The organism is Actinomadura sp. J1-007, assembly GCF_009793335.1.
In the GTDB taxonomy this organism is placed as follows: domain Bacteria; phylum Actinomycetota; class Actinomycetes; order Streptosporangiales; family Streptosporangiaceae; genus Spirillospora; species Spirillospora yumaensis.
In genome coordinates, this window is record NZ_WING01000001.1 from 3807595 (window position 1) to 3820500 (window position 12906).

Genomic DNA, 12906 nt, shown 5'->3' on the forward strand with positions numbered 1-12906 from the left:
CATGGCCGACCAGTCGGCCGGCGGGACCACCGCACCCTCCGGTCCGGGCATCGATCTGACCGGCGAGACCGCCGTCGTCACTGGCGCGCTGGGCAAGCTCGGACCGATCTGGGCAGGCGCCCTGCTCGACGCGGGCGCCCGCGTCGTAGGTCTCGACCTGAGTACCGATGCGCCTCCCTCACTGAAGGAGTACGAGCCGGACCGGCTTCTGCTGCTCGAATCCGATGTCACGGTGCGGGACGAGCTCGCGAAGGCGCTGGCCGAGTGTGTGGACGCCTTCGGGCCGCCGACCGTGCTGATCAACAACGCGGGCATCGACCGGCCACCGACCGCCGACGGAGACAGTTGGCGCTTCGGGGACATCCCGGACGAGGTGAGCACGGCCATCGTCGACGTCAACACGCTCGGCGTGCTGCGCGCGTGCCAGGTGTTCGGCAGTGAGATGGCGCGGCGCGGCCGCGGCTCGATCATCAACATCGGGTCGTTGTACGCCGGGATGGCGCCCGACCCCCGGCTGTACGAGCACCTGGCCCAGGACCCGCCGTTCCTCAAACCCCCCGCCTACGGCATGTCCAAAGCCGGAGTGTGCGCGTTGTCGCGCTATCTGGCGGCCCTCTGGGGGCGGCAGGGCGTGCGCGTCAACACGCTCTCGCCCGGCGGGGTGAGCGGCGGGCAGGACCGGCGGTTCCGGGAGCTGTTCGGCGCGCGCACACCCATGGGCCGGATGGCGCGGACGGACGAGCTGGTCGGGCCGATGCTGTTCCTCGCCTCGGACCTCAGCGGCTATGTGACGGGCACCGAACTGCTCGTCGACGGCGGCTATTCGTGCTGGTGACGACAGACCCGGAGGATGTCTTGCAATGGTTGCCGACCGGCGAGTTCGACCGCGTGCTCGGCGGTATCACCGATCGCCATGAGCGGCTGCGCGCCTTCTCCGCGCTCAGCCGGTTCAACACCCTCTACATGGTCATGAAGGCGGGGTCGGGCCATCTCGGGTCCAGCTTCAGCGCTGCCGACCTCGTCAGCCGGCTCCTGCTGGACGAGCTGGCCGACGTGGACGTGCTCTTCTCCTCCAAGGGGCACGACGCTCCGGGCCTCTACGCCGCGCTCATCGGGCTCGGTCGGCTGGAGGAGGACCTGGTGCACCGGCTGCGGCGACTCGGCGGGTTGCCCGGCCACCCCGACGTCCGGACGCCGCACATGCCCTTCAACACCGGTTCACTCGGCATGGGCATCTCCAAGGCCAAGGGCCTCGTCCTGGCCAACCGGATGCTCGGACTCCACCAGCGCGTGTTCGTGCTGACCGGGGACGGTGAACTACAGGAGGGACAGAACTACGAGGCACTGGGCGGTGCCGTCAACGCGGGCATGGGCGAGCTGACGGTCATCGTCGACCACAACGGGATCCAGTCGGACACCTGGGTGCGCGATGTCAACGACCTGGGAGATCTCGAAGCCCGGTTCGCCGGGTTCGGCTGGGCGGTGCTGCGCTGCGACGGGCACGACTTCGACCAGATCGGCACAGCGTTCCGGCAGCGTGCCGAGCAGTACGCCGGCCGTCCGGCCGTCATCATCGCCGACACCGTCAAGGGCGGCGGCTGCCCGGCCTTCGCGGCGACGTCCATGGCGCCGGACGAGTGGCGTTACCGCTTCCACAGCGGCGCGCCCGCGCCCGAGGTCTACGAGCGGGCCCGCGACGAGCTGCTCGCGTCGGCCGACGCCGTCGTCACCCGCAACGGCCTGGCGGCGCTGACGCCGCGGAGATCCGACGAGCGTCCGTCGGCCAAGGCGACCGGCCCGTCCCTGCCCGACGCCTACGGCCGAGCCCTGGTGGACGTCGCGCTCCGGGACGAGCGGATCGTGGCCATGGACGCCGACCTGGTCCTGGACACCGGCCTCGTCCCCTTCATGGAGAGGCTGCCGGAGCGGTTCATCGAGTGCGGGATCGCCGAGCAGGACATGGTCTCGATGGCCTCCGGCCTCGCGGCGCGCGGCCTGGTCCCGTTCGTCCACTCGTTCTCGTGCTTCCTGCACGCGCGTCCGAACGAGCACATCTACAACAACGCCACCGAGGGACGCCGGGTGGTCTACGTCGGGTCGCTGGCGGGGTGCTGCCTGCCGCGCCGGGGCACTCGCACCAGGCCGTCCGGGATGTGTCGGCCGTCGGGTCCGTGCCGGGCCTGGTCGTCGTCGAGCCGGCCGGCCCGCAGCAGGTGCGCGCGGCCGTCGAGTACTGCTCGTCCACCTCCGACAGCGTCTACCTGCGGCTGGTCAGCGCGCCCGTGCCGCCCGAGGTCGTCGCGATGGACGCGGACACCTCCGGTGCGGCGCCGTTGGAGGTCGGACGGGGGACGGTCGTGCGCGAGGGCGGACCCACCGTCGCCGTCGGCGCGGGTCCGGTCGTTCTCGGCCAACTCCTGCTCGCCGCCGAGACCACCGACCTGACGGTGGTCAACCTGCCCTGGCTGAACCGCGTGGACCCCGACTGGCTGGCGGGGCTGGCGGCCCGCGCCGAGCGCATCGTCGTCGTGGAGAACCACTACACCCACGGGGGACAGGCCGACCTCGTCGCCCGTGCCCTGCTCGAACTCGGGCTGGCGGCCCCACCCCGCTTCCACGGCGTCGGACTCACCGAGGTCCCCGCGTGCGGCACCTCCGACGAGGTCCTCTTCGTCCATGGCCTGAGCGCCGCCCGGCTGGCCGACGTCCTCACCCGCCCCTAAGGAGGCAACAGGTGGAAACCGTCTACAACGAGTTGAACCGTCCACCGCAGGAGCTGATGGACGCGTTCCGCAAAGTGCTCAAGGAGTACAGCCCGAGCTGCCTGGTGACCGACGCCCGCCGTCGGGTGGGCGCGATCGGCGGGCTGCTCCCGGTCAGCCCGCACTCCAAGATCGCCGGTCCGGCGCTGACCGTGAACCTGTCGATCGACGACTTGGTCGACTGTATGCCGGTGCTGGCCAAGGCGCAGGCGGGCGATGTCATCATCGTCGCCTGCCGGGGCGCGTGGGAGACCGCGATGTGGGGTGGGCTGATGTCCACCCTGTCGCAGAAGGCGGGTGTCGCGGGCGGCATCGTGGACGGCGCCATCCGCGACGTGGACGAGATCCGCGACCTGGACTTCCCCGTCTGGTACCGCGGCACCGTGCCCCGCCCGTCGCCCACCGCGGTGCACGGCCGCACCGAGCCGGTCCAGGTGAACGTCCCGGTGGTGGTCCGCGGCCAGGTCATCAACCCCGGCGACATCATCGTGGCGGACGAGAACGGCATCGCGGTCGTGCCGCCCGCGCTCGCCGAAGAGACCCTGGGGCGCGCCCGTGCCCAGATCGACAAGGAACGGGTGATCCGGGAGAAGATCGCGTCTGGCGCGAGCGTGTCGCAGTTGCTCGCCGAGTTCGGGCACCTGTGATGCGCGTCTACGTCACCGGAGCGAACGGAATGCTCGGCAGCGCCCTGCTCAGGGCGCTGCCGAGCGGCTGGGCCGCACTCGGGGTCTCCCGCGAGGACTTCGACATCAGCGACGCCGACGCGGTCGCCAAGTCCATCGAGGCGTTCGCGCCGGCCGTGGTGGTGCACGCCGCCGCCAACGCCATCGTCGACGATTGCGAGCACCGTCCCGCCGACGCCTTCCGGGTGAACCTGCGCGGGACCCGCAACGTCGCCGCCGCCTGCCGCCAGGCCGGTTCCCGGTTGGTCTTCATCTCGAGCGACTACGTCTTCGACGGCGCCGCCGCGCCGACGGGCGGCTACCGCGAGACCGACCTGCCCAACCCGTTGAGCGTGTACGGGGTGACGAAACTGGCGGGCGAGCGGATCAGTGCGGCGGTCGAGGGCCATCTGTCGGTGCGCACGTCCTGGCTGTTCGGCGGCCGGGACGAGATCACCGACCAGGTGCTCGCACTGGTCCGCCGGGTGGAGCGCGGCGAGCGCGTCAGGCTCATCGACGACCAGTTCAGCGCCCCCACCTACACCGAGGACCTCGCCCGCGCGCTGGTCTTCCTCCTGCAACGCCGGGTCACCGGCACCGTCCACGTCGCCAACCGGGGCCGCGCGAGCTGGTACCAGGTCGCCGGCGTGGCGCTGGGGCCCGGTCACCGGAACCGCGCCGAGCCGATGCCGCTGGACGAATGCGGGTTCCGCGGCGAGCGGCCGCGCGACTCCACGCTGGCGACCGACCGGCTCGACGCTCTGGGATTCACCATGCCGACCTGGCAGGACGCCGTGCGCCGGTTCACCGGCCGGCTGCCCGCCGGACACCACTGACGGGAAGGAGGCCCAATGACGGACCGACGGCACATCTGGCAGACCTGGTCGCGAACCGTGCGCTGCCGCCCGGCCCGGTGGATCACCCCACGGGTCGAGGGGCAGCTCACCGAGGCGGTGCGCACAGCCGCCGAACAGGGCTTGGGCGTCCGCGTCGCGGGCTCCGGCCACTCGTTCAACCAACTCGCCTGCACCGAGGACATGCTCCTGGACCTGTCCGGCTACACCGGGGTGCTCGACATCGACCGCCGGGCCGCGACGGTGACGGTGCGCGGGGCACCCGGCTCGCCGAGATCAACGCCGCGCTCGACCGCGCGGGCCTGGCGCTGGCCAACATCGGCACACTCGACGCCCAGACGGTCGCCGGCGCGATCTCCACCGGCAACCACGGCACGGGCATCACGCACCGGCCGTTCTCCGCCCAGGTGTCGGCGCTGCGACTGGTCACCGCCGAGGGGGCCGTGCTGTGCGTGGATGAGGAGTCCGAGTTGATGCGTGCCGCACGCACCTCGCTCGGCACGCTCGGCGTGATCAGCACGGTGACACTGCGCTGCGTCCCGCGCTTCAACCTGCGCAGCGTTCCCGGCGCCGAACGGCTCGACGGCATCCTGGACCGCTTCGAGGAGTGGGCGCACAGCGCCGACCATGTGTCCTTCAACTGGCTGCCGTGGACCGAGGAGGCCTTCACACGGGCCTGGCATCGGACCGATGAGGTCCCGACCCGCGGCGCGGTCCGGCAGCGGTATGCGACCACCGTGGACGAGATGCGCTGCGGACTGGCGGGCCTGGCCGGGCACCGGCGGCCCGCCGCCGTTCCCTGGGCCAAGCGCCTGCTGGCCGCCGGCGTCCCCACCGAGTACGTGGACGCCGGCCACCGGGTGTTCAGCTTCCCCCAGCCGGTCCGCTTCCTGGCGTTGGAGCACGCGCTGCCGTTGGAGAACGTGCCGGCGGCGCTGCGCGAGCTACGGGTGGCGCTTCGGCGCTTCGGCGCGTACTCGCCTTACTCGGTGCTGGTGCGCGTGGGCGCGGCCGACGACTCCCCGCTGAGCCCCGTATTCGGCCGCCTGACCGGATACGTCAACCTGACCGTTCCGCGGACCGCCCGCTATACCGAGATCCTGCGCACGGCCGAACACCTGCTGCGCGACCTGGACGGACGTCCGCACTGGGGCAAGGCCCACACCGCCACCGCCGAGGTGCTGCGGCCGCGTTACCCGCAGTGGGACCGGTTCCAGGCGATACGCGGCAAGCTCGACCCCACCGGAATGTTCTGCAACGAGTACGTCGGCAGGGTGCTCGGCCCGGTGGACGCGGCCCAGCAGGTGTACGCATGAGGCGGGCGCTGTTCTTCGACTTCGACGGGGTCATCTGCGACACCGAGCGCGCCGCCAACCGGTCGTGGCAGGAGCTGTACGCGCGGTTGGGGCTGGAGTTCCCCGCGACCGTGTGGGCGGCGATGGCCGGGCACGCGAACGGCCATGACGTGGCGATGGCCGATGCCGCCGCCCGGATCGGGCGTCCGCTCACCGGAGACGAGATCGCCTGGCGGCTGGAGCGCAAGCAGCGGCTGGCCGACGAAGAACCGGTGCGGCCCTGCATCGCGGTGATCCTCGCGGCGGCCGCCCGCAGTGACCGGTATCTGGCGGTGGTGTCCAGCTCCCGCGAGCCGTGGGTGGGCGGCCACCTCGATCGGCTCGGACTGCGCGACGGGTTCGACCTGATCGTGACCGGCGACGGGCGCATCCCCAGCAAGCCCGCTCCCGACCTTTACCTGCACGCCCTCGCGCGCTCCGGCCTGGCGCGGGAGGCGATCACCGTCATCGAGGACTCGCCGCCCGGCGTCGCGGCGGCCCGCGCCGCCGGGCTGCGGTGCGTGGCCGTGCCCAACGCGGTCACCGGCGCGGCGGGACTCGGGGCGGCCGACGCGGTGCTCGACCCCGGAGCCATCGACCTGGCGGCGGTGGACCTGGTCGAAGTGATCGCATGACGCTCGATTCGCTGGCCTCCCCGCGGGCCAGGCACCCGCGCTGGATCTGGCGCAACGGCGAACTGGTCCCGTGGGAGCAGGCGACCGTGCACGTCAACGCGGTCGGGCACGCCTCGGTCGCGGCGGTGTTCGAGGGCGTCAAGGCGTACCTGGCCGACGACGGACGGCGGCTGCTGGTGTTCCGGCTCGACGACCACATGCGGCGGCTCGCCGACTCGGCGCGGATCTGCCGGTTGGAGCTCCGCCACACACCCGGGGAGTTGGGCCGCGCGGTACTGGGTCTGCTGCGCGCCAACGAATACCACGACGACACGTACCTGCGCCCCTGGGTGTTCCCTTCCGGAATCATCCGCGAGCAGATGGCGCCCGCGGGCAGCGTCTGTGAGGCCGTCATCGACAGCTGGCCGTTCCACGCCCGTCCGCCCGCCGCCGAGGGGTGCAGCGCGGCGGTGAGCTCGTGGTTACGCATCGGCGACGCGTCTATGCCGCCGCGCGTCAAAGCCTTCTCCAATTATCACAACGGCCGGCTGGCGGCGATCGAGGCGCGGACCAACGGCCACGACTGGCCGATCCTGCTGAACGAGAGGCACAAGGTCAGCGAGGGCCCCGGCTCCTGCGTGGCGCTCGTCCGCGACGGCACCGTCATCACCCCCTCGCTCACCAGCGGCGTGCTGGACAGCCTCACCCGCGCCACGGCCCTGGACCTGTTGGCGGACCTCGGCGTCCCCGTCGAGGTCCGCGAGGTGGACCGCACCGAGCTCTACCTCGCCGACGAGCTGTTCTTCATGGGCACCGCCTGGGAGATCCTGCCGATCACGACGATCGACGGGCTGTCCGTCGGAGAGGGCGAGCCCGGAGATCTCACCCGGCGCCTCGCCGGCGCCTACCGGGCGACGGTGCGCGGTGTGGACACCCGGCACTCTGAATGGCTCACCGAGCTGCCGGTTTAAGCGTCACTGAAAGACGCAGGCCAGAAACATTCATGCCACAGCCGTCGATTCGCGGCGCACGGCCGTCGTATCTTCGAATTGCGGCCAATCCCCTCGAAAGGCGGCGGAAAATTGAGCATTCTCGTTCTGCATAAAAAGAATCTGAGTCGGCGTCGCCATTTGGCCCGAGCCTGGCAGTACGCGCGCGACACCGGGCAGCGGCTGGTTCTCATCATGAAGGACCCCACCTGGGAGAAGGAATACGTCGACCAGGTGGTCGTCGCCGACACCTCCAGCATCGACGACACCCTGGTCGCCGCGCGCGGCCTGGCCGAGCCGGTGGACGCGGTGCTGACCTTCGCCGAGGCTCCCGTCCCGGCGGTGGCGCGGGTGGCCGCCGACCTGGGCCTGCCGGCCGTGCCTGAGCGCACCGCGCTCCTGGCCCGCGACAAGTACGCGATGCGCACCGCCGTCGGCGACCAGTCGGGACAGCCGCAGTTCGCCCTGGCGGCGAACGCGGCCGAGGCCCGCCGAGCAGCGGACTCGATCGGCTATCCGCTGGTGCTCAAGCCGATCATCGGGACCGGCAGCATGTACGTGCGCAGCGTGGCCGACGACGCCGAACTGGAGCGGCACTTCGAGACGGTGCGGCGCGGCTCCTGGGAGAGCCTCGACTACGACCCGTTGTACGTCCGGGCCAAGGAGGAGTACGGCGGCGCGCTGCTGCTGGAGGAGTTCGTCCCGGGAACCGAGATCAGCGTCGAGTCGGTGGTGTCGGGCGGGCGCACGACGTCGTTCGCCATCCATGACAAGCCGCTGCCGACCGGGCCGACCTTCGAGGAGGTCTACGCCTGCACGCCCACCCGGCTGTCGCGCGAGACCGTCGAGCGGCTCTACGAGGCGACGGCCGCCGTGCATTGTGCGATGGGCATCGAGGTCGGCGTCACGCACGTGGAGTTCCGGCTGCGCGGCGAGGAGCCGGTGCTGCTGGAGGCGGCCGCCCGCATGGGCGGCGGGCCGATCTACCGGTCGGTCCAGCTCAGCACCGGGGTGGACATGGTGGAAGCCGCCCTGGACCTGTCGCTGGGGCGTGAGCCGGTCATCGAACCCTGCGCCGAGCCGGTGGCGGTGGGGTTCCGCAACATCTTCCCCGATCGTGCCGGGACGCTCGCCGCCGTCCACGGGCTCGCCGAGGCCAAGGCCGATCCGCGCATCGATGAAATCGAGATCTACAAGCGGATCGGTGAATATCTGAGAGTTCCCCCGCAGACCTTCCAGGGGCACGGCCATCTCATCTTCACGGCCGACTCCACCGGCCATCTCGACGAGGTCTTCAAGGAATTTCGCAGACTCGTCCGGCTAGAGGTCGCCGATTAGCCGGACTTAACCGTCCGAGGGAGAGCGATCATGAAGGATCACATGCGCTTCGTCCAACGCCGGATAGAGGACGAAACGCGCGACCTGTTGAAGAAGGAGACCGAGGAACGGGTCGCCGAGAGCGACCTCGATCCCGACCGCGACAGCGAGATCCTGGCCCGGATCGGCGCCTGGGCGCTGCGGCGCACGCTGCCGTCCGAGGTGCTGGGAGCCCTGAAGGGGTTCTCCGCCTCCGGCAACCACGCACTGCTACTGAGCAACCTCCCGCGTCCGGAAGCGCCGCCGACACCGGTGCACGGCTTCGCCGACGAGGGGCCCCTGGCCGTCACCAACGCCCTGCACCTGGGGCTGATCCGGCTGCTCGGCCTCACCCCGTACGCGGTGGGCTACGAGAACCGGGGTCGCCTCATCCGCAACGTGGTGCCGAATCCGGAGGCCACCGGCACTGCCAGCTCGTGGGGTTCGGACTCGGAGTTCTTCTGGCACACCGACAACCCGCACCTGCCGTTCGGCGGCCCCGACGTCAACCCCCGCCCGTACGTCCCGCGCTACCTGACCTTCTGCGTCGCCCGCAACGTTGAGGAGGTGCCGACCGAGGTCATGGCGCTGGAGACCGCTCTGGACCGGATTCCCGAGAAGACGCTGCGGGTCCTGGCCGCGCCGGTGTTCGAGATCGCCGCGCCCGAGTCCAACGACCTGGCCGACGACGGAGCGCGTCGCTTCCACGGCCGCACCGCCGTGCTGGAGCTCGACGGCGACGACGGGCCGCGGGCCCGTTACGACCGGGGCACCACCCGGGGACGCGACGAGGCCGCGGACGCGGCGCTGGACACGTGGGCCGCCGCGCTCGCCACAGTCCCCTGCCGGCGGCCCGTGCTGCGGCCGGGGCACTTCCTGATCTTTGACAACTACCGCGTCGTGCACCGCCGGGACGCCTTCGAGCCGGCGCCCGACGACCAGGCCCGGTGGCTGCGCCGGTGCTACGCCAGCTAGACGAGGAGCGAAGAACATGTACCGTGTGGCGGTCATCGGGGGCCAACCCCATGCTGTGGCGGCGGCCCAAGAGCTCGGTGTCGAGGTCGTCCTCGTGCACGAGGAGGGCAAGTACGAGGCGGAGTTCGCCGACTACTGCGAGCGCATCATCCACGCGCCCATCACCGACAGCGGCGCCATGTACGAGGTGCTGGCCCCGCTGCACCGCGAGCGCCCGTTCGACCGGGTGCTCACCACCAGCGAGGACGGCGCGGTCGCGACCAGCGAGCTGTGCGAGCTGCTCGGGCTGACCGGGACGAGCCCGGAGACCTCGCGCGTCGTCAAGGACAAGGGGGCGATGCGCAAGCGTCTCGCCGAGCACGACCTCAGCCCGGTGCGCCACCGCGTCGTGCGCAGCGCCGACGAGCTGGCCGACTTCTTCTACACCGTGAACGGCCGGATCGTCGTCAAACCGGTGGACGGCGTCGCCAGCATCCAGATCCACATGGCGGACACCGCCGAGGATGTGAGGACCGCCTGGAAGAGCCTGCGGGAGGCCGGGCACGAGTCCGCGCTGGCCGAGGAGTTCCTGGACGGACCCGTCGTCAGCGTCGACACCTTCTCTTATGAAGGCCGTCATCTCGCGATCGGCATGTCGGAGTACCGGATGAACGAGTACTTCGCCGAATGGGAGGTCAGCACGCCGAGCCGCGTCGCGATCCCGCACCGCGACGAGCTTCGCGAGACGACCTACCACCTGCTCGACGCGATCGGGCTCAAGGACGGCCCCGCGCACAGCGAGTTCATCCTCACCCCGGAGGGGGCCCGTGTGCTGGAGACGCACAACCGGCTGGCGGGCAGCGGTGCGCCGGAGCTCGTGCGCCGGGTGTCAGGGCTCAGCCTGTCGCGGATGTTCCTGTCGGTCACCCTCGGCATCGAGGAGCTGCCGGCCGAGCCGCCCGAGTGGACCGGCGGCGCGGCCATCCAGTTCTTCGTGCCGCCGCCCGGGACGATCACCGCGATCGAGGGCGTGGATTCGCTGGTCGAGCAGGGCGTGGAGGTCGTCCAGGTGCCGCCCGGCGTGACGCTGCCGAACATCGTCCCCTACATCAACCGGTTCGCCGACGCCGAACTCGGCGTCGTGGTCGGCAAGGGCGTGGGCGACGAGGTGCGCGAACTGAGGTCGGTGGCCGACTGCGTCAACGGCTACGTCATCGTCTCGGGCAAGGACGCCGGCGACGCCGTGGCCAGAGGCGACGAGGCCGTCGATCGCGTCAGGTTCGAGACGCGATGAGCACGCAGGAGGAACGGGCGCCGCGGGAGGGCGCCGTCGCGACCGAGCCCGGCGGCCGGACCAGGCGGGCTCCGGAGCGCGAGCCGTCCATTTTCCGGGAGCCCGGCTACCGGTGGCTGTTCAGCGCCGCGCTGGTCAGCAAGATCGGCGCACAGGTCAGCTATATCGCGATCCCGCTGATCGCGGTGACCAAGCTGAACGCCACCGCGGGCCAGGTCGGCCTGCTCGGCGCGCTGAGTTTCGCCGCGTTCCTGCTGGTCGGGCTCCCCGCCGGGGTCTGGGTGGACCGCATGAGGCGGCGTCCGGTGATGGTCGCCGCGCAGGTGTCGCGGGCCGTGCTGATGGTCACCGTGCCGATCGCCTGGGCGCTGGACTCCCTCACCATCTACCAGCTGTACGCGGTGGTCCTGCTGAGCGGTGTCGGCACCGTCTTCGACGACGTCGCCGGGCAAAGCTATCTGCCGCACGTGGTCGGCCGTGACCGGCTGATGGCCGCCAACACCGGCATCAGCAGCCTGAACGCGGGCAGCGAGGTGGCCGGGCGCAGCGTGGGCGGCTACCTGGTCGCGGCCGCGACCGCCGCCGGGGCCGTCATGGTGGACGTCGCAGGCTTCCTGCTGTCGGCGCTGATGCTGATGCGCATCCGGCGGCCGGAGGCGAAGGCCGAGCGGGGGGCCGACCGCGATCTGCGACGCGAGATGTGGGAGGGGCTGCGGTTCGTCCTCAGCCATCCGATCCTGCGGCCGATCGCCTTCGCCGGCGCGCTGACCAACTTCTCGTTCCAGGTCAACCTGGTCATCATGCCGATCATCTTCATGCGGCAGCTCGATCTGTCGGAGACCGCGCTCGGCGCGTACCTGTCGATCGGCGGTGTCGGCGTGCTCACCGGCGCGCTGCTGGCCCGGCGCGTCGCGCACCGGGTCGGGCACGGCCGGATGCTGTGGATCGCCGGTGCGGCGGTCGCTCCGATCGCGCTGTTCGTGCCGCTGATCGACAACGGCCCGTGGCTGTTCGTGGCGGGCGGCGCGTGGCTGCTGGTCACCATGAAGGCGGGCATCGACAACGTCATCCAGGTCAGCTTCCGCCAGCGGGCCACTCCGGACGCGATGCTCGGCCGGATGAACGCCACCATGCGTTTCCTGATGACCGGGGCGCTGGCAATCGGCGCGAGCGTCGGCGGCCTGGTCGCGCAGCTCGCCGGTGCGCGCGCCGCCCTGTGGGTGAGCGCGGCGGGACTGGCCTGCGTCTGGATGATCATCTACTTCTCGCCGCTGCGCGGGATGCGAGACCTGCCGGGGGAGTCATGACCGTACATTCCGGAGTCGCCGTGGTGACCGGAGCGAGCAGCGGCATCGGCGCCGCCTGCGCCCGGCGGCTCGCGGCCGACGGCCACCACGTCGTCGTCGCGGCGCGGCGCACCGAGCGGCTGGCGAAGCTGGCCGCCGAGATCGGCGGCGGGTCCGTCACCGTGGACGTCACCGACGCGAGCTCGGTCGCGGATCTGGCGGCGGCGCTGCACCGCTGCGACGTACTGGTGAACGCGGCCGGCGGCGCGTTCACCGCGGCGTCCGGCGAGACGTCGGACCCGGACGACTGGGAGCGCGGCTTCCGGCTGAACACGGTCGGCACCCTGCGCGTCACCCAGGCCCTGCTGCCGCTGCTGCGGGCCGACGGCGGCGGCTCGATCGTCAACGTCTCCTCCACCGCGGCATCGGTCGCCTATGAAGGCGGCGGCGAATACTGCGCCGCCAAGCACGCGGTGCGCGCTCTCACCCGGACGCTGCGCCTGGAGCTGTGCGGCGAGCCCGTCCGGGTGATCGAGGTCGCGCCCGGCATGGTGCGGACCGAGGAGTTCGCACTGAACCGCTTCGGCGGCGACGCCGAGCGCGCGGCGGCCGTGTACGCCGGTGTGGACCGCCCATTGGTCGCCGAGGACGTGGCCGAATGCGTGGCCTGGTCGGTATCGCTGCCGCCGCACGTCAACATCGACCAGATCACCGTACGACCGCTCGCGCAGGCGGCCCAGCACAAGGTCCACCGCGGGCCGCTGTTCTCCTGACGACACCGAAGGGATCCGGAGTGAG

At 71.2% G+C, this 12906-nt stretch carries 13 protein-coding genes and 1 pseudogene; all 14 read left to right on the forward strand.

Features of this window, described 5'->3' with window-relative positions; genetic code table 11:
* Nucleotide 1 precedes the first annotated feature (1 nt).
* Nucleotides 2–835 (forward strand): SDR family oxidoreductase, encoded by an 834-nt coding sequence (locus tag GEV43_RS17330; RefSeq protein WP_160821600.1) that lies wholly within the window; start codon nt 2–4, stop codon nt 833–835.
* Between the two features lie 29 nt (nt 836–864).
* Complete coding sequence (locus tag GEV43_RS17335; RefSeq protein WP_206681196.1) at nt 865–2445, forward strand: 1-deoxy-D-xylulose-5-phosphate synthase N-terminal domain-containing protein; 1581 nt, start codon at nt 865–867, stop codon at nt 2443–2445.
* The gene (locus tag GEV43_RS48090; protein WP_206681197.1) at nt 2358–2723 is read left to right on the forward strand and encodes a transketolase C-terminal domain-containing protein; all 366 of its coding nucleotides are present in this window, start codon (nt 2358–2360) and stop codon (nt 2721–2723) included. The genes GEV43_RS17335 and GEV43_RS48090 overlap by 88 nt, the downstream gene beginning before the upstream one ends.
* An 11-nt stretch (nt 2724–2734) precedes the next feature.
* On the forward strand, nt 2735–3409 hold the full coding sequence (locus GEV43_RS17340) for an RraA family protein (RefSeq protein ID WP_160821601.1): 675 nt from the start codon (nt 2735–2737) through the stop codon (nt 3407–3409).
* Complete coding sequence (gene rfbD, locus GEV43_RS17345; protein WP_160821602.1) at nt 3409–4263, forward strand: dTDP-4-dehydrorhamnose reductase; 855 nt, start codon at nt 3409–3411, stop codon at nt 4261–4263. Before GEV43_RS17340 ends, rfbD begins: the two co-directional genes overlap by 1 nt.
* A 15-nt stretch (nt 4264–4278) precedes the next feature.
* A pseudogene (locus GEV43_RS50400) lies at nt 4279–4670 on the forward strand (FAD-binding protein); the annotation flags it as partial.
* A gap of 84 nt (nt 4671–4754) precedes the next feature.
* Nucleotides 4755–5597 (forward strand): D-arabinono-1,4-lactone oxidase, encoded by an 843-nt coding sequence (locus GEV43_RS17355; protein ID WP_160821604.1) that lies wholly within the window; start codon nt 4755–4757, stop codon nt 5595–5597.
* The gene (locus tag GEV43_RS17360; RefSeq protein ID WP_160821605.1) at nt 5594–6250 is read left to right on the forward strand and encodes an HAD family phosphatase; all 657 of its coding nucleotides are present in this window, start codon (nt 5594–5596) and stop codon (nt 6248–6250) included. Before GEV43_RS17355 ends, GEV43_RS17360 begins: the two co-directional genes overlap by 4 nt.
* The gene (locus GEV43_RS17365; RefSeq protein ID WP_160821606.1) at nt 6247–7200 is read left to right on the forward strand and encodes an aminotransferase class IV; all 954 of its coding nucleotides are present in this window, start codon (nt 6247–6249) and stop codon (nt 7198–7200) included. The genes GEV43_RS17360 and GEV43_RS17365 overlap by 4 nt, the downstream gene beginning before the upstream one ends.
* Nucleotides 7201–7359: 159 nt before the next feature.
* A complete protein-coding gene (locus tag GEV43_RS17370) occupies nt 7360–8556 on the forward strand; it encodes an ATP-grasp domain-containing protein (protein ID WP_302930853.1) in 1197 nt (398 codons plus the stop codon).
* A 30-nt stretch (nt 8557–8586) separates the two neighbouring features.
* Entirely contained in the window at nt 8587–9549 is a 963-nt protein-coding gene (locus GEV43_RS17375; protein ID WP_160821608.1) for a TauD/TfdA family dioxygenase, read from the forward strand.
* Between the two features lie 16 nt (nt 9550–9565).
* On the forward strand, nt 9566–10822 hold the full coding sequence (locus GEV43_RS17380; protein ID WP_160821609.1) for an ATP-grasp domain-containing protein: 1257 nt from the start codon (nt 9566–9568) through the stop codon (nt 10820–10822).
* On the forward strand, nt 10819–12129 hold the full coding sequence (locus tag GEV43_RS17385; RefSeq protein ID WP_160821610.1) for an MFS transporter: 1311 nt from the start codon (nt 10819–10821) through the stop codon (nt 12127–12129). Before GEV43_RS17380 ends, GEV43_RS17385 begins: the two co-directional genes overlap by 4 nt.
* On the forward strand, nt 12126–12881 hold the full coding sequence (locus tag GEV43_RS17390) for an SDR family oxidoreductase (RefSeq protein ID WP_160821611.1): 756 nt from the start codon (nt 12126–12128) through the stop codon (nt 12879–12881). The genes GEV43_RS17385 and GEV43_RS17390 overlap by 4 nt, the downstream gene beginning before the upstream one ends.
* Nucleotides 12882–12906 lie beyond the last annotated feature (25 nt).